The sequence below is a fragment of the Aquimarina addita genome (genome assembly GCF_039539305.1).
Lineage (GTDB): Bacteria > Bacteroidota > Bacteroidia > Flavobacteriales > Flavobacteriaceae > Aquimarina > Aquimarina addita.
On record NZ_BAABCW010000002.1, the window covers coordinates 316,458 to 342,453 of the forward strand.

Annotated in this window: 26 protein-coding genes and 1 tRNA gene; 18 read left to right on the top strand and 9 right to left on the bottom strand. The window is 33.3% G+C overall.

The window, feature by feature from the left end; genetic code table 11:
* The first annotated feature begins 1 nt into the window (after nucleotide 1).
* Nucleotides 2–970: a tryptophan--tRNA ligase gene (gene trpS, locus ABD816_RS04080; RefSeq protein ID WP_344924995.1), complete on the top strand. Its 969-nt coding sequence runs from the start codon at nucleotides 2–4 to the stop codon at nucleotides 968–970.
* Between the two features lie 126 nt (nucleotides 971–1,096).
* Here trpS and ABD816_RS04085 read toward each other — a convergent pair whose 3' ends face one another.
* Entirely contained in the window at nucleotides 1,097–1,750 is a 654-nt protein-coding gene (locus tag ABD816_RS04085) for a hypothetical protein (protein WP_344924996.1), read from the bottom strand.
* Between the two features lie 196 nt (nucleotides 1,751–1,946).
* Here ABD816_RS04085 and ABD816_RS04090 point away from each other — a divergent pair, with 196 nt between their 5' ends.
* Both ABD816_RS04090 and ABD816_RS04095 read left to right on the top strand, forming a co-directional pair.
* Entirely contained in the window at nucleotides 1,947–2,414 is a 468-nt protein-coding gene (locus ABD816_RS04090) for an FKBP-type peptidyl-prolyl cis-trans isomerase (RefSeq protein WP_344924997.1), read from the top strand.
* 86 nt (nucleotides 2,415–2,500) lie between these two features.
* Nucleotides 2,501–3,916, top strand: a complete 1,416-nt coding sequence (locus ABD816_RS04095) for a tetratricopeptide repeat protein (protein WP_344924998.1) — start codon at nucleotides 2,501–2,503, stop codon at nucleotides 3,914–3,916.
* A gap of 69 nt (nucleotides 3,917–3,985) precedes the next feature.
* Here ABD816_RS04095 and ABD816_RS04100 read toward each other — a convergent pair.
* Both ABD816_RS04100 and rseP read right to left on the bottom strand, forming a co-directional pair.
* Nucleotides 3,986–4,059: transfer RNA gene (locus ABD816_RS04100), tRNA-Asn, on the bottom strand.
* 95 nt (nucleotides 4,060–4,154) lie between these two features.
* Nucleotides 4,155–5,489, bottom strand: coding sequence for an RIP metalloprotease RseP (gene rseP, locus ABD816_RS04105; protein WP_344924999.1), 1,335 nt, complete (start codon nucleotides 5,487–5,489; stop codon nucleotides 4,155–4,157).
* A 156-nt stretch (nucleotides 5,490–5,645) separates the two neighbouring features.
* Here rseP and ABD816_RS04110 point away from each other — a divergent pair, with 156 nt between their 5' ends.
* Nucleotides 5,646–6,314, top strand: coding sequence for an SCO family protein (locus ABD816_RS04110; protein WP_344925000.1), 669 nt, complete (start codon nucleotides 5,646–5,648; stop codon nucleotides 6,312–6,314).
* A gap of 417 nt (nucleotides 6,315–6,731) precedes the next feature.
* Here ABD816_RS04110 and ABD816_RS04115 read toward each other — a convergent pair whose 3' ends face one another.
* A complete protein-coding gene (locus ABD816_RS04115; protein WP_344925002.1) occupies nucleotides 6,732–7,988 on the bottom strand; it encodes a hypothetical protein in 1,257 nt (418 codons plus the stop codon).
* A 377-nt stretch (nucleotides 7,989–8,365) separates the two neighbouring features.
* Here ABD816_RS04115 and ABD816_RS04120 point away from each other — a divergent pair, with 377 nt between their 5' ends.
* From ABD816_RS04120 to ABD816_RS04130, 3 genes are read left to right on the top strand one after another with little or no spacing between them, the layout of a single operon-like run.
* Nucleotides 8,366–8,587: a FeoA family protein gene (locus ABD816_RS04120; protein ID WP_344925003.1), complete on the top strand. Its 222-nt coding sequence runs from the start codon at nucleotides 8,366–8,368 to the stop codon at nucleotides 8,585–8,587.
* A 14-nt stretch (nucleotides 8,588–8,601) separates the two neighbouring features.
* Nucleotides 8,602–10,698, top strand: a complete 2,097-nt coding sequence (gene feoB / locus ABD816_RS04125; protein ID WP_344925005.1) for a ferrous iron transport protein B — start codon at nucleotides 8,602–8,604, stop codon at nucleotides 10,696–10,698.
* Nucleotides 10,699–10,745: 47 nt separating this feature from the next.
* On the top strand, nucleotides 10,746–10,901 hold the full coding sequence (locus ABD816_RS04130; RefSeq protein ID WP_344925007.1) for a FeoB-associated Cys-rich membrane protein: 156 nt from the start codon (nucleotides 10,746–10,748) through the stop codon (nucleotides 10,899–10,901).
* A 96-nt stretch (nucleotides 10,902–10,997) separates the two neighbouring features.
* Here ABD816_RS04130 and ABD816_RS04135 read toward each other — a convergent pair whose 3' ends face one another.
* Together ABD816_RS04135 and ABD816_RS04140 are read right to left on the bottom strand one after the other, a co-directional pair.
* On the bottom strand, nucleotides 10,998–11,915 hold the full coding sequence (locus ABD816_RS04135; RefSeq protein WP_344925008.1) for a DMT family transporter: 918 nt from the start codon (nucleotides 11,913–11,915) through the stop codon (nucleotides 10,998–11,000).
* Nucleotides 11,916–12,031: 116 nt separating this feature from the next.
* The gene (locus ABD816_RS04140) at nucleotides 12,032–12,448 is read right to left on the bottom strand and encodes a hypothetical protein (protein ID WP_344925009.1); all 417 of its coding nucleotides are present in this window, start codon (nucleotides 12,446–12,448) and stop codon (nucleotides 12,032–12,034) included.
* Nucleotides 12,449–12,548: 100 nt separating this feature from the next.
* Here ABD816_RS04140 and crtD point away from each other — a divergent pair, with 100 nt between their 5' ends.
* From crtD to ABD816_RS04160, 4 genes are read left to right on the top strand one after another with little or no spacing between them, the layout of a single operon-like run.
* A complete protein-coding gene (gene crtD / locus ABD816_RS04145; protein ID WP_344925010.1) occupies nucleotides 12,549–14,027 on the top strand; it encodes a 1-hydroxycarotenoid 3,4-desaturase CrtD in 1,479 nt (492 codons plus the stop codon).
* Nucleotides 14,024–14,662 (top strand): carotenoid biosynthesis protein, encoded by a 639-nt coding sequence (locus tag ABD816_RS04150; protein WP_344925011.1) that lies wholly within the window; start codon nucleotides 14,024–14,026, stop codon nucleotides 14,660–14,662. The genes crtD and ABD816_RS04150 overlap by 4 nt, the downstream gene beginning before the upstream one ends.
* 19 nt (nucleotides 14,663–14,681) lie before the next feature.
* A complete protein-coding gene (locus ABD816_RS04155; RefSeq protein ID WP_344925014.1) occupies nucleotides 14,682–15,833 on the top strand; it encodes a lycopene cyclase family protein in 1,152 nt (383 codons plus the stop codon).
* A gap of 19 nt (nucleotides 15,834–15,852) precedes the next feature.
* Nucleotides 15,853–16,269 carry a hypothetical protein gene (locus ABD816_RS04160; RefSeq protein WP_344925015.1) on the top strand — a complete coding sequence of 139 codons (417 nt, stop codon included), beginning with the start codon at nucleotides 15,853–15,855 and terminating at the stop codon, nucleotides 16,267–16,269.
* 38 nt (nucleotides 16,270–16,307) lie between these two features.
* Here the strand turns inward: ABD816_RS04160 and ABD816_RS04165 are convergent, their stop codons facing one another.
* Complete coding sequence (locus ABD816_RS04165; protein ID WP_344925017.1) at nucleotides 16,308–17,042, bottom strand: TerB family tellurite resistance protein; 735 nt, start codon at nucleotides 17,040–17,042, stop codon at nucleotides 16,308–16,310.
* Between the two features lie 342 nt (nucleotides 17,043–17,384).
* Here ABD816_RS04165 and ABD816_RS04170 point away from each other — a divergent pair, with 342 nt between their 5' ends.
* The 5 genes from ABD816_RS04170 to ABD816_RS04190 all read left to right on the top strand — a co-directional run bounded on the left by ABD816_RS04170 (nucleotide 17,385) and on the right by ABD816_RS04190 (nucleotide 21,958).
* On the top strand, nucleotides 17,385–17,795 hold the full coding sequence (locus ABD816_RS04170) for a BrxA/BrxB family bacilliredoxin (protein ID WP_344925018.1): 411 nt from the start codon (nucleotides 17,385–17,387) through the stop codon (nucleotides 17,793–17,795).
* Nucleotides 17,796–18,001: 206 nt separating this feature from the next.
* Complete coding sequence (locus ABD816_RS04175; RefSeq protein WP_344925020.1) at nucleotides 18,002–18,745, top strand: lysophospholipid acyltransferase family protein; 744 nt, start codon at nucleotides 18,002–18,004, stop codon at nucleotides 18,743–18,745.
* Nucleotides 18,746–18,756: 11 nt separating this feature from the next.
* A complete protein-coding gene (locus ABD816_RS04180) occupies nucleotides 18,757–19,758 on the top strand; it encodes an acyl-ACP desaturase (RefSeq protein ID WP_344925022.1) in 1,002 nt (333 codons plus the stop codon).
* Nucleotides 19,759–19,762: 4 nt separating this feature from the next.
* Entirely contained in the window at nucleotides 19,763–20,416 is a 654-nt protein-coding gene (locus ABD816_RS04185; protein WP_344925023.1) for an HD domain-containing protein, read from the top strand.
* Between the two features lie 492 nt (nucleotides 20,417–20,908).
* Entirely contained in the window at nucleotides 20,909–21,958 is a 1,050-nt protein-coding gene (locus tag ABD816_RS04190; protein ID WP_344925024.1) for an ATP-dependent DNA ligase, read from the top strand.
* Nucleotides 21,959–21,971: 13 nt separating this feature from the next.
* Here ABD816_RS04190 and ABD816_RS04195 read toward each other — a convergent pair whose 3' ends face one another.
* On the bottom strand, nucleotides 21,972–23,042 hold the full coding sequence (locus tag ABD816_RS04195) for a PA0069 family radical SAM protein (protein ID WP_344925025.1): 1,071 nt from the start codon (nucleotides 23,040–23,042) through the stop codon (nucleotides 21,972–21,974).
* Between the two features lie 121 nt (nucleotides 23,043–23,163).
* Between ABD816_RS04195 and ABD816_RS04200 the strand changes: the two genes are divergently transcribed.
* Together ABD816_RS04200 and ABD816_RS04205 are read left to right on the top strand one after the other, a co-directional pair.
* Complete coding sequence (locus ABD816_RS04200) at nucleotides 23,164–24,144, top strand: TIR domain-containing protein (protein ID WP_344925026.1); 981 nt, start codon at nucleotides 23,164–23,166, stop codon at nucleotides 24,142–24,144.
* A gap of 6 nt (nucleotides 24,145–24,150) precedes the next feature.
* The gene (locus tag ABD816_RS04205; RefSeq protein ID WP_344925027.1) at nucleotides 24,151–25,221 is read left to right on the top strand and encodes an isoaspartyl peptidase/L-asparaginase family protein; all 1,071 of its coding nucleotides are present in this window, start codon (nucleotides 24,151–24,153) and stop codon (nucleotides 25,219–25,221) included.
* 71 nt (nucleotides 25,222–25,292) lie between these two features.
* Here the strand turns inward: ABD816_RS04205 and ABD816_RS04210 are convergent, their stop codons facing one another.
* Nucleotides 25,293–25,946, bottom strand: a complete 654-nt coding sequence (locus ABD816_RS04210; RefSeq protein ID WP_344925029.1) for a suppressor of fused domain protein — start codon at nucleotides 25,944–25,946, stop codon at nucleotides 25,293–25,295.
* Nucleotides 25,947–25,996: the final 50 nt, after the last annotated feature.

Here is a 25,996-nt window from a genome sequence, read left to right on the forward strand (position 1 = left end):
TATGTCCAGAATTCTAACCGGAGTCCAGAGTACGGGAACCCCACATTTAGGAAACTTATTAGGAGCTATCATTCCTGCAATAGCAATGGCAAATCAACCAGAGAATGAATCCTTTCTTTTTATTGCAGATATGCATTCTTTAACGCAGATTAAAGATGCTAAAACATTACGAGAAAACACCTATGCCACCGCGGCTACCTGGTTAGCTTTTGGTTTAGATATAGAAAAAACCGTTTTCTATCGTCAGAGCGATATTCCACAAGTGACCGAATTAACATGGTATCTAAGCTGTTTTTTCCCATACCAACGGTTAACCCTTGCGCATTCATTCAAAGATAAAGCAGATCGGTTAGAAGATGTGAATGCAGGATTGTTTAGTTATCCCATGCTTATGGCAGCAGATATTTTATTATATGATGCTGAGGTTGTGCCGGTAGGAAAAGATCAGTTACAGCATCTGGAGATGACCAGAGATGTGGCTTCCAGAATGCATCATCAAGTAGGAGATTTATTTGTGTTACCTGAAGCTCAGGTGCAAAAGGATACGATGTATGTGCCCGGAAGGGATGGTGCTAAAATGAGTAAGTCTAAAGGAAATACCATCAATTTGTTTTTGCCGGATAAAAAGTTGCGTAAACAGATTATGTCCATTGAAACTGATAGCACTCCATTAGAAGAGCCTAAGGATCCAGATACTTGTAATGCCTTTGCTTTGTATCAGCTTGTCGCATCTTCTGAACAGGTATCAGAAATGAGAGCAAATTATCTGGGAGGAAATTATGGTTATGGGCATGCGAAACAGGCTTTATATGAGGTGTTAATTGATAAATTTTCTAAGGAAAGAGAGCGTTATCATTATTTTATGGAACATCTAGATGAAATTGATGAAGCACTTGCAGTAGGTGCTAAAAAAGCTTCTGAAGTTGCTAATCAAGTGCTTGCCAGAGTAAGAGAAAAAATAGGGTATTAATTGAGAGTTAGCTTTTGGCGCTTACCAGTCATAATAAAAATATATTCTAAGCATAAAAGAGACCTGGATTTATTATAACTCCGGGTCTCTTTTTTATAAAAAATAAGCTCAATTGTTGTATTTGATTTATTTTTTGAAACCTTCTTCTACATTAGCAATGATATTAAAAGTTTCATTTTCTTCATTAAAAATAATAGGGTACTCGCCTGGGTTAACTACATTCCCTTGTAAGCCTATATTCTCTGATATTTCTACATCAAAAATAGTGGCTTCTTTAAGAATAAAGACGGCATTACCATCTTTGTTAAAAGACATTAAATCATTTTTGTTGTAAAATTGTAAACCGATCACTCCTTCATTTAAAGCAAAAGGTATAGCTCCGGATTTTGAGTCTAATTCTAGTCCTAATTTATCTTTTATAGAAAAGAATTCTTTAGGGTCTAGTTTTTCATAAAGTATCCAAGGATCTAAATCATCCAGCCAACATGGAATAAATTCACAAGGATCAATAATAATTTCAGGAAAACACACGGGTTCAATGGAGCAGATGGCAAATTGCTGGTTAAAACAATAAAAAGTGTTTGATGAAGGGAAATAGACTTTTTTACCAAACTCTATGTCAAAGAGGCAAATAGTCCTGTTAAATTTCTTTTGATTGTCAGCATCTGTTATTAAATCAGCATCTTTTTTTATAGATGATGTGTTTTCTGAGATGCTTTCTCTCTCACATGACCAAAAAGAGATAAGCGCTACTACGAATACTAATGATAATCTTTTCATAATAAAAGGTTTAAAGTGAATAAAAAATAAATAGTATTGTAAGGTTTTACTACTATTAGTGGTGTAAAATTTCAGAGGTAAGCATGTATGATTAAAAAATAAGAACCTGCAGTGAATTTTTATGAAATTATCTAGGTTTGTTATAGAATAAAACAATTCATAATCTTAGATTTGTGACTTCTATAAAATATGCATAATGAAACACTTACTATACAGTCTATCTTTGATCCTTTTTATTTCGTGTAATAATTCCAGTAATGAAACTACCACAACCCAAACTGATTTTACGGTAGAAAATGATCAGGAAATTAATGCATATTTAGAAGATAATAATTTGGTAGCTCAGAAAAGTGATACCGGATTATATTATATTATTAATGAGCCTGGTGATGGCGCGGAGCCTACCGCTACAAGTAATGTTACAGTAGCGTATAAGGGATTTTTTACTAATGGTAACGTATTTGACGAGAGTAGTGCTGATGGTATTTCTTTTGGGTTACAACAGGTTATTAAAGGTTGGACAGAAGGCATTACTTATTTTAAAGAAGGTGGTAGTGGTATGCTACTAATACCATCTCATCTTGGGTATGGGAGTTTCGATAGAGGACCAATTCCAGGAGGTTCAGTACTTGTTTTCGATATCGAGCTTCTTTCTGTTAACTAAGATAGGCTGATTGTAATTTTAGTCTTTTCATACATAATTGATCTGATGCTAATTTGTATTAGTGCTAAAGAATTAAAAATTATGCTATGCTCAATGTTCATTTTTTACTACTATTTTCTGCATTATTCTTTTCCATAACTGTTACCAGTCAAAATAATTTTGTGCAAAGTATTGAAAACGAGAAAAAAGTTCAACGTTTTTTTTATAATGATAGTGTTACTGCTATCCAACGCTGGTTTGGTAAAGGTAATAAGGTTGATAGCCTGTATACTTTTTATAAATCAGGAAACCTAAATGAGGTTTTTTACTATAATTCAAAAAGAAAATTTCATGGTACTGCTGTGCAGTATGATCCTCAGGGAGATAAGATAGTGTCTTGGCAATTTGATAATGGAAAATTAATTAGACGTATCAATCACAAGCTTGTCTATAATAAAAATAATGAGGATATCAGGAAAAAGATGTATAAGAGTTTGGATAGTTTAAACCAGCTTTTACAAAGTAATCCTGAGTCAGTAAAGAATAACTTCTATCGAGGAAGACTTAGAGTTTCGCTGCGTAATAATACACTTGGTTTACAGGACTTTCATAAACTTCTTAAGTTTATGAATCAAAGTAAAATGAATAAGGATTCTAAAACATACCGTAAACGAATGTCTAGTATTCATGATTATTTAGGGATGATTTACGGGGAATATGAGAATGAAGATAAAGCGATACACCATAAACTTTTAGCTATTTATTATGCTGAAAAAAAATCAAGATTAGAATATAATTTGGGTAGCTATTTGTATTCAATAAAGTTCTATCGGCTTGCAATAACTTATTTAGAAAAGGCAAAGAAGGATAAACCTAAGCATTCTTTTGCGAATATGTCACTTGGAGCATTATATTCTGATCTGGGAGAGTATGAGAAGGCTATGCGGTGTATTAATATTGCTTATGAAAAACAAGCTTCTATTAATAAATGGGGTGTAGGAGATGCTCAGAAAGATGTGCGAAGTATACGAGGGTTGATATTTCACAAATTAGGAGAATCAAAAAAGGGCATAGCAGATTTAGAGGAAGCATTGGATATCAATAAAAATAATGCGTTTGCCATGAGAAACCTGGGAGTAATTTATCATGATCTTGGTCAATATGAAGAGGCTTGTCAATTATTACAAAAATCTGATTCCTTAAATTATAAGAAACAATTCGATAGGGATGATTTGCAAAATTATCTTGAGGCATCATGCTCCGGCACATCATTAGAATTATCAGAAAATAAAATTACATTAGAACCGTATGTCTATCCTAATCCTACTGTGGATATCTCGTACATAAAAAATTTTGAATATCAGAATTTTGAATATGAGGTGTATGATTATCAATTCAAATTGGTAAAAAAGGGAAGTTCTATAGACGGAAGTATCTCCATTAAAAAATTAGAATCAGGGCTTTATACGATAAAAGTTCTTATTCCTGAATTCCCGCAAACTTTCCTAATAGTGAAGGATTGATCCCTAGTTATAGCTATTTATATTATATAATACATACAAAAAAGTCCAACATTGCTGTTGGACTTTTTGCTCCTCTTCTTGGGCTCGAACCAAGGACCCTCTGATTAACAGTCAGATGCTCTAACCAACTGAGCTAAAGAGGAATTTATGTTTACAAAGCGAGAGTGTTTTTCTCTTTTGCGAGTGCAAATATATACTAATTTTTGATTCTCAAAAAGTTTTTTTAAGTTTTTTATTACTATTCAAAAATCCATCTATAGATATCATTACCATTTGCAAACAATAATAATGAAATAAGTAATACAAAACCAACTAGTTGCGCGTATTCCATAAATTTATCGTTTGGTTTTCTGCCACTAATAATTTCATATAATAAAAACATAACGTGACCTCCATCTAATGCTGGTATTGGTAGAATATTCATAAATGCCAGAACAATAGATATAAATGCTGTATTTGCCCAGAATGAAGGCCAATGCCAAGTGTCAGAAAAAATACTACCAATAGCGCCAAAACCACCTACAGAAGTAGCACCTTTTTTTGTGAAAATAAAAGGTAATTGCGCAATGTAGTCACTCAATGTCCAGTATCCAAGTTCAAAACCTTTAGAGATGCTTTCTACAAAACTATACTCAACATCATGTGTGATTATTGGTTTCTTTTCTAGCGATGTCATCTGTACACCTACCTGCTTTTTCTCATTCAGAATAAGATCAAGTTCTTTAACCACTCCATCACGCTCATAAGTAATGACTGCAGTACTATCATTTTTTCTGTGATTATTCACCGCATAAACAAAATCGGTTTGATAAGTGACAGGCACACCACCAATTTTTAAAATCTTATCTGTTTTTAATAAACCTGCTTTATCTGCTGGCCCTTCTTCTACAATAGAATCCAATTTAAATGGATATCGGTACTGCATTGCCATCATCTGACCGGATTGAAAGATTTCATCTCCTATGTCTTCTGGTATCTGGATCGTCTGATTAGTCCCATCTGGGTGTTTTACAGTAACGGTCTCTACATCTCTTAATAATAAATATTTACCAATATCACGATCATCAAATAAAGGTTTGCCATTTACAGATACTAATTTATCCCCTTGCTGAAAGCCATAATTTTCTAAGGTTTTAGTTACCCCAAAACCATACGTAATATCATCTCCATTGGCATGCGAGCTGCCCCAGGTAAATACGATACACATATAAATTAAAAACCCAAGAATGATATTTACAGTTACACCACCAAGCATAATAATTAAACGTTGCCAAGCAGGTTTAGATCTGAACTCCCAGGGCTGTGGTGGACCAGCCATTTGTTCTTTATCCATACTTTCATCGATCATTCCGGCAATTTTCACATAACCGCCTAAGGGCAACCAACCAATTCCATATACTGTTTCGCCAATTTTTTTCTTAAAAAGCGAAAATTTAACATCAAAAAATAAATAGAATTTTTCTACTCTTGTTTTAAATAGTTTGGCTGGTATAAAATGTCCTAACTCGTGTAAAATAATTAGGAATGATAAACTTAATAATAGTTGTATTGCTTTTATAAAAAATGGACTCATAGTCTTTATTCAAAATTAAATCACGCAAAAGTAACCTTTTACGCCAGTTTATGAAAGAAATCAGGGGTGCAGATATTCGTTTTAGTAATTTTTTGGCGAAAACTATAATTTATTATGAGGTAATACACGTAATTTTGTTGATATAAATATAGAGTCATGCTTCAATTTTTTTCTAAGTATAAATCATTTGGAATCGTTTTATTCATTCTGTCTGCGATTATCATTTCTATTATTTACACTATTTTAAAACCAAACAGAACATTACAAATTTTTGAACCAGCTAATGTCAGTACAGAATTAGTAGATAGTACGGTACAACATATCCGTAAATTTCATAAAATAAAAGATTTCAGTCTGTTAAATCAAAATGGGCAGAAGGTTACACAAGAAGATTATAAGGATAAAATTTATGTAGCGGATTTTTTCTTTACTACATGCCAAACGATTTGTCCTATGATGACGGATCATATGAAAAAGATTCAAGATGAATTAGAAGATGATAAAGAGGTATTATTATTATCACATACCGTAATACCAGAAACAGATAAGGTGCCACAATTAAAAAAATATGCAGTAGAGAAAGGTGTGGATGACACAAAATGGAATTTAGTTACTGGCGATAAAAAGCAAATTTATGAGTTGGCAAGAAAATCATATTTGGTTGTTAAGACAGATGGTGATGGAGGTCCTTATGATATGATTCATACAGAGAACTTTGTGTTGGTAGATAAGGAAAAACGCATTAGGGGATTCTATGATGGCACCAAAATGGAAGAAATCGAACGTTTACTGGAAGATATAGAAGTATTAAAGCAATCCCGATAGCTCAGAATTGCTTTGATCAATAGGATTTCTCGAGGCAGAGCCTCGAGTATAGTGTATAGAATCAGGATAAAGTGGTCTTGTTATCGGATTCTTATAAGGAAGCGATCTTATTTTTAATACCTCGTACTCTTGGGTTGAGGTGGTTCATTGTTCTTTAGAAATACTTGTTTTGTATGTATAAACAGCGTTTGATCTTTTGTTTTTTAATCCAAAAAGATGACTTCTCCATCTAAAACCTCTATAAATAGTTTTAATGATTCCTCAAAAATGGTAGGATTACCATTCGCTAATGGATATTGAAAATGCCAATTAACTGGGTTATCTGGACAATTTTCTAATGGGCCATCGAATTGAATACCATCTAGCGTATAGTTAACACCTTGAAAATCATATAATTCGAAAACTTTGTTAAAGGTGTCATTTTCTATTATTGTTACCGTTCATCCATTGAAAACTACGCGCTCCGATTATTTTAATTCCACAAAAATTTTGAGGAATTTCATAACCTCCTTCATTATTTTCAAATGCTGTTAATGCTGAAGAAGGAATGCTGATCTGGGGTGTGGTCTGATCACTATCCAGAGAGGTAAAATCGATGACCATATAGGGATCATTGTTTGACACGCTAATATAATTCGGAACAGGACCCGTATTATTATTTTCATCATCATCATCATCATTGTTATTATCATTGTCATTGTCATCAATCACAACGTCTTCTCTGTCCATCATAAAATCGAATTGATCTTGACCCATTGCATTTTTGACCCGTAGTCTAAAAGAAGTATCTGTTTTAGTACTCCAATAATAGGTGTATACCTTGGTTGAATTAGCAAGAACTTCAAAACCTTCCGGATATTGACCTGATGGATTTTTCATAGATTTCCAGGTGTTACCAGCATAATATTCAAAATATAGTTCTGGTCCAACATAGGCGCTACAAGGTGGACTTTGACAAAAACTTCCTGTAGTGGTATTTGGTATATTGTGATCATTAGTACTGTTCTGAATAGCTTTACTACATATTTTGCCTCTCCAGGTATTTATCCCCTTCATAACTGCATGCAATCGGTATCTGGGGCCTTTATTACATGCAGAAGGAGTAAGGTTGGCGCAATCGTTTATAAAACCCTTATAAGTGTTAGGCGTTTTATCAAGTGCAACAAATTCTGGATTTCCTAAAAATCCACCTGCTATAGAACTAGTAAAGTTACTATTCTTACAAGCCAGTGTTCTGCTAGGAATTTCTTCCCCTAAAATGGGAAAATCTGATGTAACTTCTCTTGCCCACCCTTGTGCTAACGCTGTACTTTTAGCATTTGCGATATCGCTTTTAGTTTCTAAAAATGAAGGTACTATAGTTCCTGGCTCAGAAAGTGCCCAAAAAATTTCTTCTCCTGATAGTGGTGTTCCACTCGATTCGCTTATGGTATTCAAAGCAGAACACGTTCCACAATCGCTCTCTTCTAATAGAAAAAAACCTTGCAGGGCTCCATCATCGATTTCATGAAAACGTATACTATTTCCATTTTCTAAAATGATAGTAGCTTCGGCATCAGTGATTTTTGATATTTCCTTAATACTATCTGACGCTATGGATAGATTGTCTGTTTTTTCACAAGATATGGTGATACAGAGCATACTTAACCAGATACTTATTTTTAATTTTTTCATAATTGTAAGTTTTTAATTACATACTCTATTGAAGGCTTTTCAGTTTCCGCCTGATTCTAAATTTAGATGAGGTAAAACTACCTTGGAGTTTTAAGAGAGAAGTCCCATAGTTTTGAAATTCAATAATTTCGGACTAATAAAGGGTTTTTTAACTGTATATGATGAGGTGAATGCCCATGTGAGAAATCGTTTATCGATGATAAAACTTTACATCAGAAAAAATAATGGTATTAATTTTTGAAGTCCTGTAACAGCATAATAGGTATTCTAATGAATAAAAAGGGTTTCTGAGAAGATTTTGAAAGTTTTCGCTTTTACAGTAACATTTTTTCCATTATTTTTGCCTTGTTTAAAATTAATCTAAATAAAAACTAAAAGTGACTATCGCCAATCTCAAGCGGGGTCAGCGTGCATTGATTAAAGAATTTGCCTCTGACACAATCCCATTAAAATTATTAGAAATGGGATGTTTGCCTGGTAATGAAGTGCAATTGCTACAAATAGCACCGTTTAAGTGCCCATTGTACTTAATGATTAATGGCAGTCATCTGGCAATCAGAAAAGATATTGCTTCACAAATTGAAATCGAAATTATTTAATAGAAGCAATCTTTATGTCTAAACAAATTAAAGTTTCACTTATAGGAAACCCTAACACAGGTAAAACTTCAGTTTTTAATTTGCTTACCGGTTTAAATCAGCAAGTGGGTAATTATCCAGGTATTACTGTTGAGAAAAAAGAAGGGGTTTGTAAGCTGCCTCGTGGTGTTAAAGCACATATACTCGACTTGCCAGGAACTTATAGTCTTAACGCTTCCTCGCTGGACGAGAATGTCGTGATTGAAATCTTACTCAATAAAAAAGATAAAGATTTTCCAGATGTTGCTGTTGTGGTAAGCGATGTAGAAAATTTAAAGCGAAACTTATTGCTTTTTACTCAGATTAAAGATCTGGAAATCCCTACGATTTTGGTTATTAATATGGCTGATCGTATGATACGTAGAGGGATTTCTTTGAATATTCAGTTATTGGAGAAGGAGCTAAATACAAAAATAGCCTTAGTAAGTGCCAGAAAAAATGAAGGTATTGACGAGCTTAAAAAATTGATAGAATCATATGCTACGTTGCCAACAAAACCTTGTGTAGATGCGCTGACATTTGCACCAGAATACTTTGATAGGCTTAAAAAGGCATTTCCAAAACAATCAATATATAAGTTATGGCTGGTGATCACTCAGGATGTTAACTTCAGAAAGATTGATAAAAGTCAAGTAACGATAACTCCGGATTTTGAAATTAAATCTGAAAGTGAATTGAAACGATTTCAACAAAAAGAAACGATAAAGCGTTATCAATTTATAAATGACGTATTAAAAAAAGGGGTTTTTGTTGATGAAAAAGCAGCTACAGGATTACGAGAACGACTTGACAGAGTGCTTACGCACAAAATTTGGGGATATGTTATATTTTTTGCAATTTTATTGCTCATATTTCAAGTAATTTATGATTGGTCCTCATATCCTATGGATCTTATTGATGAAGGTTTTGCGTGGTTAAGTGAGACTACTAAATCTATTTTGCCTTCAGGGCCTTTTGTAGATCTGATTACTGAAGGTATTATTCCAGGGCTAGGAGGTATTGTCATTTTTATTCCTCAGATAGCTTTTTTATTTCTTTTTATATCTGTTTTAGAAGAGAGTGGATACATGAGTAGGGTAGTCTTTTTGATGGATCGAATTATGAGAAAATTCGGGTTAAGCGGTAAAAGTGTGGTGCCTTTAGTATCTGGAACTGCCTGTGCAATCCCGGCTGTGATGGCAACACGTAATATAGAGAATTGGAAAGAACGTCTTATTACCATTCTGGTAGTTCCATTTACTACCTGTGCAGCAAGATTACCAGTATATTTGATTATTATCTCATTAGTAATTCCCAATGAAAAGGTAGGTTGGATTTTTGGTTATCAAAGTTTGACACTGATGTTGTTGTATTTTCTTGGTTTTGGTACTGCTGTGGGATCCGCTTGGTTATTAAACAAATTACTTAAGATCAAAAGTAAAAGTTATTTTGTGGTGGAGATGCCAGGATATAAAGTTCCATTGTTTAAAAATGTAGCAATTAATGTAATTGAAAAAACCAAAGCTTTTATTTTTGGAGCAGGAAAAATTATCTTAGCGATCTCTATAATTTTATGGGTGTTAGCAAGTTTTGGTCCTAATGATAATTTTACCAACGCAGCACAAATTGTAAAAGAGCAGTATACAGATCTTTCACAAGAAGAATTGGATCAAAAGATAGCATCTCATCAATTAGAATATTCCTTTATTGGGTATGCAGGTAAAGCTATTGAACCAATTGTATTGCCATTAGGCTATGATTGGAAAATTGGTATAGGGATTATAAGTTCTTTTGCGGCTAGAGAAGTTTTTGTAGGGACTTTAGCAACAATCTACAGTGTGGGAAGTGATGAAGAAGAAACGATAAAAAATAGAATGGCAGCAGAGATTAATCCGATAACAGGTGGTCCTTTATTCAATCTTGCGAGTGGTATCTCACTGTTATTGTTTTATGCCTTTGCTATGCAATGTATGAGCACATTAGCCATTGTAAAAAGAGAAACCAATAGCTGGAAATGGCCTGTAATACAGCTCGTATCTATGAGTTTATTGGCGTATGGTGTGGCACTGGTAGCATATCAGATCTTAAAATAAATAAAGGGTATGTAAGTTTTTAGTACCTTTATGAGACAAATATAATAATGAACATTCTTATCCAAAACATATTAGTATTGTTAGTCTTTGGTGTTGCGATTGGATTTTTGATTAAAAAATTCTTTTGGAAGTCTGAAGAAGTAACTTCGTCTACTAAAAGCAACTCTAGCCCTTGCGGTAATGGAGGTTGTGGTTGTCATTAATTAAGAGAGAAATAGAAATCTAATTGCTCATTCTTTTTTATTTAGACTAGAATAAATGTATAATATACTTATTGACTAAAAATAACATGTACCTGTTCATCGTTTTAACCATTTTATAGGACGGCTACTAATTAAATAGACTCCTATAACGATAAGTACACAGCAACATAATTTTGCAATAGTGATATCACCTTTGTATTGACTATCCATAAGATAATATCCTATTACCGCTACTAATATCATTGCGATGGCTGGTTGTACATATACATAACTACTCGAAACCGTAGGCTTTACATGTTTAAGAGCAAACATGTTTAATAGATAGGCTAAGAAAGTAGGTCCTAAAATCACATAAGAAAGAGATATCCAATTATATGTTTCTAACTCTCCAAAATTAGTCATAAGAAGTGGACTTATGCAAAAAGGAAACATAAAAATAAAGCCAAAGAGAAATGTCCATACGATAACCGTAATAGGTTGATATTTTATCATAAGAGGTTTTACAATAACTAGATAGAAGGCGAATGCTAATGCATTCATGCCAATAAGTACGTTGCCGGTTAATGATCCCGAACCAATACTCGAATTACCAAGATAAATTAGTAATACAGCCCCAAGACCACCCACCGATACTCCTAATATTCGTTGCAATGTGAGCGGTTCTTTAAGTAAAAAGTAGCTAATAATAACAGTGAATATTGGCATCGCTGTAACGATTATGGAGGCATCTACGGGAGAAGTAAGACTTAACCCATTCATAGAACAGAGCTGGTTAATAGCTACCCCGGATATACCACATAAAAATAATCTGGGAATATCTTTTTTTTCTATTCGCTCCTTGCTGTTTAGTTTTAAAATAAAGAATAGCAATCCTGCTATTCCTACCCTAAGAAAAACTAGTGCAGAAGCACTTATTTTATTAGGCATTAATCCTTTAGCAATTAAATAATTTGCTCCGTAGATAATATTTACACTAAGCAACGCTATATGCGCTTTGGCAGCATTAGAAATCATTGGGCAAAGAAACTAATTAAATTGATAGATTATTAATAGTAAAAGTTAAACTAGTTAATGAGACGTATTATTTTCAGTTTATGACCTTCTAAGTGGTATGAAGATTGGTTTGCGGATTATTCAATTAGAATCTCTATAAAATAGTCAGATGGATTTTTCTTTTGTCCAGATACAGGATAAGGGCTTAAGGTATATCCATATATTGTTTTAGTATCAGAAACTAACAATTCTTGCATGGCCTCTTTTTTAGTATTCTTAGGTTCAAAAGTAATCTCTTTTTCTTTTACCAGCATATTATTTTCATAAATACCCACAAGTATTTTAGCCTTTCCTGCCCAAATACAATTGACACCTGTAGGGCACCTCGAATCCTCTACTACACCAATAAACTTTACTCCTTTATTATCTAGGTATGTCGTTTTACCAATCATAAGTTTAGCTATAATTTCAGGAGATTTTTTTGATACTCCTTTTTGCGCATGTGTAGGAATAATAGTGAAAATATATACTATAAAAAGAATAAAATATTTCATAAGTAACGATATGGTTTGCTAAAGATATGTAAAAAATTGTGTCAAATTATTCTAAACAACTACGGATTACTGAATTTTACTAATATATTTATACCAGAATATGCATACTAAAAAAGCTATAATCATAGGATCAGGAATTGCAGGACTTGCAACCGCTATTCGTATACGTAACCAAGGTTTTGAAGTAGCTGTATATGAGTCTAATATGTATCCCGGAGGAAAATTGACAGAGCTGGATCAGCAAGGATATCGATTTGATTGCGGTCCTTCGCTCTTTACCATGCCTCAGTTTATAGAAAATTTGTTTATAGAATCAGGGAGATCTATTAAGGATTACTTTCAATACAGTAAGAAGGAGGTTATTTGCAATTATTTTTATGAAGACGGTACTCGATTTACTGCTTTTGCGGATATCGATAAATTTGCCAAAGAAGCTACCTCTGTTTTTGATACAGACATGAAATCAATTCAAAAATATCTCAAAAAAAGTAAATCGAAATATGACTTAACTTCTTCCTTATTTTTAGAAAACTCTTTACATAAACTATCTACATATCTTACTACAGATACTATAAAGGCAATTGCAAATCTGGCAAGTCTGGATCTCAATAAGAGTTTGCACGAATTTAATTCAGGTGTTTTTGAAGATAGTAGGTTAGTGCAGTTTTTTGATCGGTTTGCTACTTATAACGGGTCATCGCCCTATCTGACTCCTGGTATTATGTCCATGATTCCTCATTTAGAGCAGGGATATGGTACCTTTTTTCCAAAAGGTGGTATGTATAGTATTACAAGAAGCTTGTATCAGTTAGCAATAGATCTGGGAGTTACTTTTCATTTTGAAACTAAGGTAGATCAAATTCTTGTACGACATAAAAGAGCTTTAGGTGTCCGAATAGGTGATCTGGTTAAAGAATCAGATCTTGTAGTTTCTAATATGGATATTGTTCCTACTTATAAGAAGTTATTACCGGATCAAAAAGCACCCAAAAAAGTATTGAGCCAGAATCGATCTAGTTCGGCATTAATTTTTTATTGGGGGATTAGAAAAGAGTTTCCAGAAATGGATCTACATAATATCTTTTTTTCCAAAAATTATAAAGAAGAATTTGAGTATATTTTTGACAAAAAACAAGTGTTTGATGACCCTACGGTATACATTAATATAAGTTCTAAAAATGAAAAGGCAGATGCGCCAGATGGATGCGAAAACTGGTTCGTTATGATCAATGTTCCTGGAAATGAAGGACAAGAGTGGGATGAGATTTTAAGAACAGCAAAGGAGAATATCCTTAAAAAAGTAAGTCGTCTTTTACACGTAGATATAGAACCTTTAATAGAAACCGAAGAAATTTTAGACCCAAGAAGCATAGAAAGTAAAACGCAATCCTTTCAGGGATCATTATATGGATCAAGTAGTAATAATAAATACGCAGCTTTTTTAAGACATCCCAATTTCTCTCGTAAGATTCAAAACCTTTATTTCTGTGGTGGAAGTGTTCATCCAGGTGGTGGAATTCCGTTATGTTTGCTGTCTGGTAAAATAGTTTCAGAATTAGTAAAGAAAGATTTTACATGAGTATAAAAATACAAGCAGATAGAAAATTACTGATTTCGATCGTTGTCATTTGGTTATTTAATATTTCCGGGATTATTGGAATTCTTATTGGATATGAAGCTTGGTTTATTCCTTTAACCCCATTAAACCTGCTAATATATTTAGGATTAATTCTTTGGAACGCTACAAGATTTAATACTCTAATACTTGCTTTAGTCATTCCTTTTGCAATAGGAATGTTTACTGAATATTTGGGAGTTAATTATGGGTTGATTTTTGGAACATATCAGTATGGAGAAAACTTAGGATATAAAATAGAAGGAGTACCTTTAATGATTGGCGTTAATTGGGCTACGCTCGTGTATTGTACCGCTGCAATTGCAAAGAGAATACATCATAATCTCGCAATCTCATCCCTGATTGGAGCCACATTAATGGTCTTGTCAGATCTGATTATAGAAGTATCTGCTCCAAGATTTGATTTTTGGGAATTTAGTAATGGTATTGTTCCCTTACAAAATTATATAGGATGGTTTGGCACCGCTTTTATTGCACATCTTTTATTTCAAAAGGTATGTAAAACATTAGATTTTACGTTATCCATTCATATTTATATGGCTATATGTGTTTTCTTTAGTACTTTCTTATTTTTCTAATATTGTTGAATTAATAGCTATGCAAAAATACGACTACATCATTACGGGAACCGGAGCTTCTGGTTTGATGCTTGCATATCGTATGATAATGGATTCGTTTTTTGATCAAAAGACAATTTTATTAGTTGACAAAGAAATAAAAAATAAACAAGATCGAAACTGGTGTTTCTGGGAAAAAGAAATTGGGGTGTTTGATCAGATCTTGCATAAAAAATGGGATCATATCTTTTTTGGTAGTGATAGATTTTCTAACCAAATACACATTGCTCCATATCAATATAAATTGATTAAAAGCATTGATTTTTATGAGTTTGTTTTACAAAAATTAATAGAAAACTCGAATATTAAGATTGTTAACGAACAAGTAGTTAATATTATTGATAATGATACACAGGCGCGTGTTGAAACAGATCAGAGTGTATATATAGGGAATACCGTCTTTAATAGTATTTTATTTTCTTCAGCATATAAAAATCAAAATACTTATCCTTTATTGAATCAACATTTTGTTGGTTGGTTTATAGAAACAGAAATACCTGTTTTTGATGACAAAACGGCAACGTTTATGGATTTTACAGTAGATCAAAAAGGAAACACGAGATTCATGTATGTGTTGCCAGTTTCTGAAACAGAGGCGTTATTTGAGTATACGTTATTTTCTGAGGATGTATTAACAATACCAGCATACGAATCTGAAATTATTAAGTACTTACAAGATAAAGGAATTAGAAAATATACGATTACAGAAAAAGAGAAAGGATGTATCCCGATGACTTGCTATGAATTTAGAAATCAGAACTCTAAAAATGTCTTGCATATAGGGACTGCTGGCGGATGGACAAAACCAAGTACAGGCTATACATTTCATAATGCATATAAAAAAGTAAACGCTTTACTTCCTTTTTTAAAGAAAAATAATGACATGTCGGGGTTTGAAAGAAGAACTAAATTTTGGTATTATGATCTATTGTTTCTGGATGTCTTATATAGCAAAAATGAAAATGGAGCAGCACTGTTTTCTAGATTATTCAGAAAAAATAAAACAACAAAAATCCTAAAATTTTTAGATGAGGAGACTACTTTTTTAGAAGATTTAAAAATTATGGCTACTATGCCAGCAGGTACATTTCTGTGGATGATTTTAAAGCGAATTTTTTCACGTAGTTCCTAGCGTATAAAGAAATCTTACAATGACCGATGTTAGTAGAAAACAAAGTTTCCTTACTATATGTAAAGTAAAACCAGAACGAATTTTTCTAATGGATGCTTTAGGTGCATTACTAACCTCCTTTTTTTTATGTTGTATCCTCGCTCAATTAGAATCATATTTTGGAGTTCCAATTCAAGTGATATATGTTTTATCCGGAATTGCAGGTTGCTTATTTGTATATTCAATAATTGGCTACCTGTTTAGTAAGACACGCTGGAAATCTTTTTTGATTATTCTTATAATATGTAATATAAGCCATTTAGTAGTTTCTTTGGCAATGATAGTCCTGCATTCTGAAAAGCTCACAGCGCCAGGATATACTTATTTTATTTTAGAATGTATCGTGATTATTATTGTTGTAGCAATAGAGTGTAAACTATTAGTGTCTCAAAAATAATCGATTACGCAAAGATGATTCATTAAAGTTACTGGTAATCAACCCAGTCCTCGTTCTTTTTGAATTTCTTCATATGCTTTTTGAACCTCTTTAAATTTAGCTTCTGCACCTTTGATGTGCACTTCATCCATATGTTGAACCTTATCAGGATGGTACTTTTTTGCCATTGTACGATATGCTTTTTTTAATTCGGCATCGGTAGCAGTTTTTTCTATTTCCAGAATTTTATATGCATGACCAGCGGTTTTAAAAAACATAGCTTTAATACTTTCAAAATCACTAAAATTAAGACGTAAAAAACCAGCAATCTTCTGTATTTCTCTTGCTTCAGATTCACTGACACTGCCATCTGCATTTGCAATTCCAAACAGGAAATGAAGAATTTGCAATCTTGCGGCATACCGAGTGCGTTGTGCCAGAAACATACAGATTCGTTGCGCTGAGATCTCTCTGTTTTTTATAACTTCATTAAAAGTACGAAAAGTGGCATTAGCACGTTCTTTTCCATATGCGCTAACAAAATACTGACGTACATAATCTAATTCTGTTTGATTTACCTGACCGTCCGCTTTGATAACGATAGAGGAAAGTGAAAGTAAATTTAGTTCAAAATCACCAGGTGTTACTCGTGCTTCCTGCTCAAAAATCTTTTTGAAACCACCTGTATTTTTGAAGGTTAAGTTATCTATAAAACTGCCTATGATGAATCCTACAATTGCTCCAGAAAATCTAAAAAAAACAAAACCAAATATAGCTGCAACCCATTTAATCATTCCATAATATTTTGTAAGCTGTAAAGATAACCGAATTATCCAAGGATATATCTTGGCAACCTAAGATGTAAATGATTATTAGTGTAAAAACAGGTTTTGTTACTAAAAAAGACTTTTGATCCATGTAATTCTTTCCACTTAATTAAAAAAGAAATGTAAAATCGTTCCATCATATGAGTTTTATACAAGTCTCTAAAAACTAATTTTTTATAGAAAGAATATCATCAATTTTATGAGGGAATGGTAAGCTAGTCGCAATTTTTACGACGACTTGACAGATAAAGCTATATGGTACATTATTTGTACCTTTGTTTAAAATTTAAAATAAAAAAGTAAAAAAATATGTATCCAGCAGATTTAGTGAAACCAATGCGTGAAGATCTTACTAATATAGGTTTTCAAGAATTACAATCAGCCGAAGCTGTAGAGACTGCTATAGCAAAAGAAGGGACTACTCTGGTAGTCGTAAACTCTGTATGTGGTTGTGCAGCGGCAAATGCGAGACCAGGAGCCAAAGCATCTTTAGAAAATAATAAAAAACCTGATAATTTAGTAACAGTTTTTGCAGGAGTAGATAAAGAAGCAACCGATAAAGCAAGAGGGTTTATGATCCCTTTTCCTCCATCTTCGCCATCAATGGCATTGTTTAAGAATGGAGAATTAGTACATATGTTAGAACGTCATCATATAGAAGGAAGACCAGCAGACATGATTGCAGAGAATCTTAAAGATGCCTATAATCAGCATTGCTAGTATTCTGCAATGATTATGAAATTATATAACAAAACCGTTTACTTTTGTAGACGGTTTTTGTAGTTTTTAAATCAATCCTTACTTTCATTTACAGGAAATTTTTAAGCCATATAATTTAGTTAACCAAACTATTGGCTAACTAAAAATAATGTTAGAACTTGCAGTACTATAACACAAGTCAAATTTAATAATAGGTATAATAGTTCATGGAGGCAATAAAAAGGATCATTTCGTATCCGCTTTCAGTAGTCTTCTATTTATTTTTTGGATCAACATTAGTAGTATTTCATCCGCTACAATGGTTAGGAGTAACAGTAGGAGGAGCAAAATGGCATCGTGGCGTCATAAATTTGATGAATTTATGTTTGTTAAGGTGTTTACATGTGTTAGGGACCAGGATTCGTTTTACAAACACGTATCAATTGCCCAAAGATCGCTGTTTAATATTGGTTGCTAATCATCAAAGCATGTTTGATGTACCTTTGATATCTTGGTATTTGCATAAACATAAACCTAAGTTTATTTCTAAAATAGAATTAGGAAAAGGGATTCCGAGTATTTCTTTTAATCTGAGACATGGAGAGCATGTTTTGATCGATAGAAAAAATCCAAAACAAGCGATACCGGCGTTATCAAAATTTGGGAAACATATAGCAGTAAATGGATATGCAGCTGTTATTTTTCCAGAAGGCACAAGAAGTAAAGACGGTAGACCTAAAGAGTTTGCCCATACTGGATTAAAATTATTGTTTAAAAATGCTCCAGAGGCACTATTAGTGCCTTTGACAATTAATAATAGTTGGAAATTAGTGCGATTTGGTAACTTTCCTATGGGTGTAGGTATACAACTTACCTTAGAAGTACAAAAACCAATGGAAATAAAAGACTATGATACTAACGAATTATTAGAAACGTTAGAAAACAGAGTGATTTCCGCAATAAAAATATAAATCTCAAAGCTATGGCAATAGATAATATACGATTAGAGGTAATGCAATTGTTAGAAAAGAAAATAGGGTCTTTTATAGATAAATTTTTGATTCCAATTGATGACGTATGGCAACCCACTGATTTCTTGCCGGATTCTCAAAACGAAGACACCTTTTTTGATGAGGTAAAAGAATTAAGAGAACTAGCAAAAGAACTCCCATATGATTTTTGGGTAGTATTAGTAGGAGATACTATTACAGAAGAGGCATTACCAACCTATGAATCCTGGTTGATGGATGTAGAAGGTGTAAACCAGCATGAAGATGGCAAAGGAAACGGATGGTCAAGATGGGTGCGATACTGGACAAGTGAAGAAAATCGTCATGGAGATACACTTAATAAGTACTTATACCTATCCGGTCGGGTGAATATGATTGAAGTAGAGCGAACAACACAGCATTTAATCAATGATGGTTTTGATATAGGAACCGATAGAGACCCATATAAGAACTTTGTCTATACTAGTTTTCAGGAACTAGCAACTAATGTATCTCATAGCCGTGTTGCAAAATTAGCAAGAGGATATTCTAATAAATCACTGGCTAAAATGTGTAAAATTATTGCCGGTGATGAGATGAGACATTACAATGCTTATAGTGAATTTGTGAAAAATATTTTTGAGGTGGATCCCAGTCAGATGATGGTCGCATTTAGTGATATGATGAAATATAAAATCATTATGCCAGCTTCTTATCTTAGAGAATCAGGTAATGGAATAGGGACTGCTTTTGAGGAGTTTTCTAACGCTGCACAACGTCTGGGAGTATATACATCACAGGATTATATAGATATTTTACAACGTCTGATAGATAAGTGGGAAATTGATAAAATTGTCAATCTTACTGATGAAGCAGAAAAAGCAAGAGATTACCTAATGAGATTACCTGCAAGAATGCAAAGAATAAGTGAAAGATTAGTTATCCCTGATGAAATTTTTCATTTTAAATGGGTACAACCGGCATTAATTAAGTAATGAGGTGACTGAGAATCAAATTATAGAAAACACTATTGTTTTTGTTAAAGATACGCTACAGGGAGCAGAAGGAGGACATGATTGGTTTCATACACATAGAGTATTAAACAATGCTCAACTCATTGCTCAAGGAGAAAATGTGAACCATTTGATTGTTTCTTTAGGCGCCCTACTTCATGATATTGCAGATTCTAAGTTTCACAATGGAGACGAAACTATAGGGCCAACGGTGGCAACAAAGTTTCTGGAAACGCTAAACGTTCAGGAAATAGTTATCGATCACGTAATTAAAATTATTGAGAATATTTCTTTTAAAGGAGGAAATCAAGCTCAGAAATTTAAATCATTAGAACTCGATGTAGTACAAGATGCGGATCGTCTTGATGCCATAGGAGCAATAGGAATAGCCAGATGTTTTAATTATGGAGGTTTTAAGAATAGAGCCTTGTATAATCCGGAAATCAAGCCTAATCTTACAATGACTAAAGAAGAATATAAGTCTTCAACAGCTCCGACGATTAATCATTTCTATGAAAAATTGTTACTTCTTAAGGATAGAATGAATACTTCGACTGGTAAAAAAATAGCCGAAGAACGCCACCAATATATGGAGCGTTTTCTGGAGCAGTTTTATCAGGAGTGGGAAGGGATATCCTAAACAATTCTAACTGTATTCTGATAACAGGTATATTGCATTTTATATATCTTAAGATTGAATAGAATTTGCATAACACCGTCTATGGAGGTTGATCATAACTAATATGTATATATGCCTGTTTTTTGAAGTGTGGTTACATATCAAAACTACTGTAAACCGGGTATATAAATTTCACTGAAATCCGTCTTTTAATAACTACAGTTTTTTCTGAAATTTATCTCTTAAAAGTCTAGGTTTAGTAAGTATTTACTACTTTTTAATGTATAACTAAAACCAGTTCTGTTTTTGTTTTAGGCTTGCATATTTTGAATAATTTTTGCTGGTTCAAGTTATAAATTGAAAACATAGCCTTAGCTATGGTTTAATTTTAAAATTTTAAAATGGTAGAAATAGCATTAAAAGTATTAAATTAATAGTAGTACGAGTATCATTAAGGTGATTACACTAAAGATTCAAGAAAGCAAGAAAGGATATTAAATTTAAAAACGGGAAATGAAAGCAGAACAAATAACACTATATTTTAAACAAGGAGGTAGTGATAAAGTATATAAGGCTCATTTAGAAGAGAAGGATGGCATGTATATCGTAAATTTTGCTTACGGTAGACGAGGCGCAACACTTAAAACCGGAACAAAAACACAATCGGGAGTAGTCTACGAAAAAGCGAAGAAAATCTATGATAAGCTGGTTAATGATAAATCGGCAAAAGGCTACGTGCCAGATGAGAATAGTACAAAATACGTATATGCCGAAGACCAAGTACATAGCGGTATTTATTGTCAACTTCTAAATCCTGTTGACAAATCTTATATACAAGGATGTATTACAGAAGATAGCTGGTGGGCACAGGAAAAAAAGGATGGAAGAAGGATGCTAATCAGAAAAACAAAAGAAATTACAGCGATTAACAGACGTGGTCTTACGATTGGAGCTCCAGAATCTATTTTGAATGCAGCCAAGTTAATAGAACAACAATTCATCGTGGATGGAGAAGCTGTAGGAGAGATACTTTACGTATTTGACCTCTTATTCTGGAATGGTGAGGATATTAGAGAGAGATCGTATAAAGAACGATTGAACCTTTTATTAGCTGTAGGTTTTCGTGATGCTATTAAAGTGATCAAAACGACAAAGAATTCTAAAGAAAAGGAGGAGTTATATCAACAATTAATGAAAACAGACTCAGAAGGAGTGGTTTTTAAAAAGCATAGAGCTGTTTATACAGCAGGTAGACCTAATAGTGGAGGAACTCAAATTAAATTTAAATTTTACGATACTGCATCAGTGATCGTTTCTAAGGTAAATGATAAAAGAAGTGTTGCTATGATCGTATATGATGGCAGTAAGGAGATAGCGATTGGAAACGTAACGATTTCTAGTAATAAAGAAATTCCGGAAACTGGCGCTATTATAGAGGTACGATATTTATACGCATATAAAGGAGGTAGCTTATATCAACCTACTTTTTTACATTTACGAACAGATATAGAAAAGAAAGAATGTACTATTGATCAATTAAAATATAAGAATATATCACAATAGCAGTTGGTTACAACTAAAAAAGTTTTAATTGCCCGCTTTTAAAATCCTCGTGTATATCGCAATTAAGATGAATTTTATATTTTTCAGGTAGGTATTTTTTACGGGCAATCGCAAATTGTTGGTGTATTTGATCTGCTATATTTCCAGTACCTTTCATTCTTCTACCATATACACTGTCGTTAAGTTTTCCGTCGTGACATTCCATAATTTGATGCAGGATTTTATCCTTGCGATCTGGTAAGGTGTTTTCTAACCATTTAGTAAAAATTTGACCAATAGCACCGTTTAAACGTACTACAGTATATCCAACACTTTTTGCGCCTATCTCGGAAATTGCTTTGACAAGAGGTAGGATTTCGTGACTGTTGATTGATGGAATTATGGGCGCCATCATTACATTTGTAGGAATTCCTGCCATATTTAGTTTTTCTAATGTTTCCAGCCGTTTTTTAATACTTGCTGTTCTGGGCTCCAGAATTCTTCTAGTTTCTTCATCCAGCGTGGTAATAGATAAAAAAACAGATACAAGATTTTCTTTTGCCAATTGGGATAAAATGTCAATATCCCTAAGTATTAAGGCATTTTTGGTGATCAAGCCAACTGGATGACGATATTTTAGGAAAATTTCTAGCAACTGTCTGGTGATGCGTAATTTTTTTTCGATAGGTTGATAGCAATCTGTATTTCCTGAAAGAGCTATTGGATATGCTTTCCAATGTTTACTTCTTAGTTTTTTCTCTAATAACTCCGGAGCATTCTTTTTTACTAAAATTTTACTTTCAAAATCTAATCCTGCACCATATCCCCAATACTCGTGAGAGTTCCGAGCATAACAATACACACATCCATGCTCACACCCCTGATACGGGTTTAAAGAAAAGGACATTCCTACATCTGGGCTGGTTACCTTATTAATAATTGTTTTAGGAAATGTTTCTATAAAATTGGTTGGGTGAGTAATGGTTTCTCTTTCTTTTTGTAAATAATTCAAAAAATCGTCTCTGATCTCGTGTTGGTTTTCAGAGAATCGATTATGTATTTTCCCCTGAGCGCCTCTACCTTTTATTGATTTAATAGGTTCCATAAGTTACATCTTTACGGTTTAAAAGTAAAACTTTTATTGGAATATTTCCAATAAAAAGTGGAATATTTCCAAATAAAGAAAGTAATTTTGTAATAGGTTAGTAAATCATAAAAAATAGTGAATGATGAAAGAAAAAAGGTATGAATATGATGTTGCGCTATCCTTTGCAGGAGAAAATAGAGCGTATGTAGAGAAGGTTGCGGATAGCTTACAAGATAAAGGGATCAATGTGTTTTATGATCTTTTTGAAGAGGCTAATTTGTGGGGAAAAAATTTATATGATTATTTGTCAGAGATTTATCAGAGTAAAGCAAGATATACTGTATTATTTATATCAAGTTTTTATAATAAAAAATTATGGACAAATCATGAGAGAGTTTCGATGCAGGCAAGGGCATTCCAGGAAAGTAGTGAGTATATTTTACCTGCTAGATTTGATGACACTGAAATTCCGGGAATTTTGAAAACTATCGGGTACATAAGTCTTAAAAACAGAACACCCGAAGAATTAGCCATATTGATCGAAAATAAACTAAAAAAAGATCAAACTCTTTTCAAGAACGGATGGTCGAAACTCTCTACTATGATGAATGCTAAACCGTTTATTTTTACTATAAAAATAGTGAACGAAAACAATGAATTGGTGAAACATGCAAAAGTGGTGCTCATAGCTAATAATTCGACATATCTGGAGGGTTTTTCTGATGAAGATGGTTTAGCTCATTTTGTGATTAGAACTAGAAAACTATATACTGTTTTAATTGCGCACGAGCGTTATCCAGCAGTTATTTTTAAAAAAATGAATCCTAAAGAGGATATCGAAGTAAATATTGAAAAAACAAATGATGCAGGTTCTGTCATAATTAATACATCAGGACAAATACCCGGTCTTTCTGGAAAAATAGAACCTGTTTTGAAACCTGGTAATCGCTTTTCACTACTGGCCGATAATATAGCTATAGAAGGAGGAGTAGATCAACCCTATGATTTTGAGTTAAATAAATCAATATCCTTAGAAGATAATGGAGGAAATATAATACATTTAACCATGCGGTTTTTTCAGGGAAGAATTGCATTAATAGATTTTCACAAACTCAAATGATACTGTATGAGACTTATACTTATTTTTTTATCCTGTTTATATTTGATCGGATGTAAAAAAGCATCAAAGGAAGTAACAGAAGCCCATTTATCAGAACCGATAGCAGAAGAGTCACTAGAATCTTCAGAAAAGTTTGGGATCGTTATACATGGAGGAGCTGGTACAATTCTTAAAGAAAATATGACACCAGAAAAAGAAGCTTCTTATAAGGCTAAACTGGAAGAAGCTATTAGAGTGGGCCATACCATTTTAGATAATGGAGGAACCAGTATGGATGCAGTGCAGAAAACGATTAATATATTAGAAGATTCTCCATTGTTTAATGCAGGAAAAGGAGCTGTTTTTACTAATGATGGTACTAATGAACTGGACGCTTCTATTATGGATGGAAGCAATCTGGATGCTGGAGCTATTGCTGGTGTAACGACAGTAAAAAATCCAATTAATCTGGCGAGAGAAGTAATGATCAATTCTCCGCACGTAATGCTTTCTGGGGCTGGTGCTGAGCAATTTGCCAAAGAAAGAAAGTTAGAGATGGTAGATCCTGGCTATTTCTTCACTGAAGCACGCATAAAATCATTAGAGCGTGTAAAGCAAAAAGAAAAAGACAATAAAGCTACTAAAAAAACTGGCTTTTATGATCCGGCAATTAAAGATTCTAAATTCGGAACTGTTGGCTGTGTAGCATTAGATAAGCAAGGAAATTTGGCTGCTGGAACTTCTACAGGAGGAATGACTAATAAAAAGTGGAATCGAATAGGAGATGCTCCAATCATTGGAGCAGGAACCTATGCAAATAATCTTACTTGTGCCGTATCGAGCACTGGTTGGGGAGAATATTTTATAAGAGCAATGGTTGCATATGATATTTCTGCACTGATGGAGTATAAAGGATTATCGCTTCAAGAGGCTGCTACATTAGTCATACAGAAAAAAGTCCCTGACTTGGGAGGTGATGGAGGTATTATCGCAATTGACAAAAATGGTAATATAGCGATGGAATTTAATACAGCTGGAATGTACAGAGCAACCATGAATGCAGAAGGAGAATTGACTGTTGGGATTTATGGTGAATAGTAAAAGTTAAGGTAGTACGCATAAGATAAAAATTCAAATCTTAGCTAGATAGTATATTTGAAATGTATAAATCAAGAGGTACGCTCCAGATCCGTAATTAATAATGGGTTATCTTCTTTTAGTTCGCTAATTAATTTAGCTACTTCCTCAGTTTTTGGGTTGGCAAGTAATCTTTGCAATTCTTTTTCAGTAATACCTACTAACTGCAGAAAAGTAACTTCTCCATGTGGGGTTTGAATTTTACCTAGTTCTGGGTCTATGGCAAATACAAAACCCACGAGTTGTGTATTTGTATCGAGACGAATCGGTCCATTAGCAGGTATAAAGTGATTTTCTTCAAACCATTTTCCTGAATTAAATACATATCTGGCTAAATTGTTCAGCACATTAATTACCCAAAGAGGATTTTCAGTGTCTTCTAAGAATGGTTTTAAACGAAAAGTAAATTCAAATCCCCATTTACTAAAATCACCCCCTGCTTTTTCTTCATGATAATATAATTCTGACATACCATAACTAACAAGATGTCTGTGAAATTCTTGATGATGACTATCGTAAATGCTTGTGCCATCTATAGGGTCTTCACCTCCTATCATATATTTTAATATGCTGGCGTGATGTCTGGGTTCTGCGTCCCCATATACTTTTTTCAGTTGCTCATCAATTGCTAACCAACCTACAGCATCATCTTCATTATACATTTTTTTATAAGATTCTAAATTCATAGCATTAGTTATTTTTCCTCTAATGTATTAAGAAGGTTTTTAATATAAAA

Excerpts from the sequence above, each read along its gene's own strand:
- trpS (WP_344924995.1), top strand. The coding sequence starts at position 2 with ATGTCCAGAATTCTAACCGGAGTCCAGAGTACGGGAACCCCACATTTA.
- ABD816_RS04085 (WP_344924996.1), bottom strand. The coding sequence starts at position 1,750 with ATGAAAAGATTATCATTAGTATTCGTAGTAGCGCTTATCTCTTTTTGG.
- ABD816_RS04090 (WP_344924997.1), top strand. The coding sequence starts at position 1,947 with ATGAAACACTTACTATACAGTCTATCTTTGATCCTTTTTATTTCGTGT.
- ABD816_RS04095 (WP_344924998.1), top strand. The coding sequence starts at position 2,501 with ATGCTCAATGTTCATTTTTTACTACTATTTTCTGCATTATTCTTTTCC.
- rseP (WP_344924999.1), bottom strand. The coding sequence starts at position 5,489 with ATGAGTCCATTTTTTATAAAAGCAATACAACTATTATTAAGTTTATCA.
- ABD816_RS04110 (WP_344925000.1), top strand. The coding sequence starts at position 5,646 with ATGCTTCAATTTTTTTCTAAGTATAAATCATTTGGAATCGTTTTATTC.
- ABD816_RS04115 (WP_344925002.1), bottom strand. The coding sequence starts at position 7,988 with ATGAAAAAATTAAAAATAAGTATCTGGTTAAGTATGCTCTGTATCACC.
- feoB (WP_344925005.1), top strand. The coding sequence starts at position 8,602 with ATGTCTAAACAAATTAAAGTTTCACTTATAGGAAACCCTAACACAGGT.
- ABD816_RS04130 (WP_344925007.1), top strand. The coding sequence starts at position 10,746 with ATGAACATTCTTATCCAAAACATATTAGTATTGTTAGTCTTTGGTGTT.
- ABD816_RS04135 (WP_344925008.1), bottom strand. The coding sequence starts at position 11,915 with ATGATTTCTAATGCTGCCAAAGCGCATATAGCGTTGCTTAGTGTAAAT.
- ABD816_RS04140 (WP_344925009.1), bottom strand. The coding sequence starts at position 12,448 with ATGAAATATTTTATTCTTTTTATAGTATATATTTTCACTATTATTCCT.
- crtD (WP_344925010.1), top strand. The coding sequence starts at position 12,549 with ATGCATACTAAAAAAGCTATAATCATAGGATCAGGAATTGCAGGACTT.
- ABD816_RS04150 (WP_344925011.1), top strand. The coding sequence starts at position 14,024 with ATGAGTATAAAAATACAAGCAGATAGAAAATTACTGATTTCGATCGTT.
- ABD816_RS04155 (WP_344925014.1), top strand. The coding sequence starts at position 14,682 with ATGCAAAAATACGACTACATCATTACGGGAACCGGAGCTTCTGGTTTG.
- ABD816_RS04160 (WP_344925015.1), top strand. The coding sequence starts at position 15,853 with ATGACCGATGTTAGTAGAAAACAAAGTTTCCTTACTATATGTAAAGTA.
- ABD816_RS04165 (WP_344925017.1), bottom strand. The coding sequence starts at position 17,042 with ATGATTAAATGGGTTGCAGCTATATTTGGTTTTGTTTTTTTTAGATTT.
- ABD816_RS04170 (WP_344925018.1), top strand. The coding sequence starts at position 17,385 with ATGTATCCAGCAGATTTAGTGAAACCAATGCGTGAAGATCTTACTAAT.
- ABD816_RS04175 (WP_344925020.1), top strand. The coding sequence starts at position 18,002 with ATGGAGGCAATAAAAAGGATCATTTCGTATCCGCTTTCAGTAGTCTTC.
- ABD816_RS04180 (WP_344925022.1), top strand. The coding sequence starts at position 18,757 with ATGGCAATAGATAATATACGATTAGAGGTAATGCAATTGTTAGAAAAG.
- ABD816_RS04190 (WP_344925024.1), top strand. The coding sequence starts at position 20,909 with ATGAAAGCAGAACAAATAACACTATATTTTAAACAAGGAGGTAGTGAT.
- ABD816_RS04195 (WP_344925025.1), bottom strand. The coding sequence starts at position 23,042 with ATGGAACCTATTAAATCAATAAAAGGTAGAGGCGCTCAGGGGAAAATA.
- ABD816_RS04200 (WP_344925026.1), top strand. The coding sequence starts at position 23,164 with ATGATGAAAGAAAAAAGGTATGAATATGATGTTGCGCTATCCTTTGCA.
- ABD816_RS04205 (WP_344925027.1), top strand. The coding sequence starts at position 24,151 with ATGAGACTTATACTTATTTTTTTATCCTGTTTATATTTGATCGGATGT.
- ABD816_RS04210 (WP_344925029.1), bottom strand. The coding sequence starts at position 25,946 with ATGAATTTAGAATCTTATAAAAAAATGTATAATGAAGATGATGCTGTA.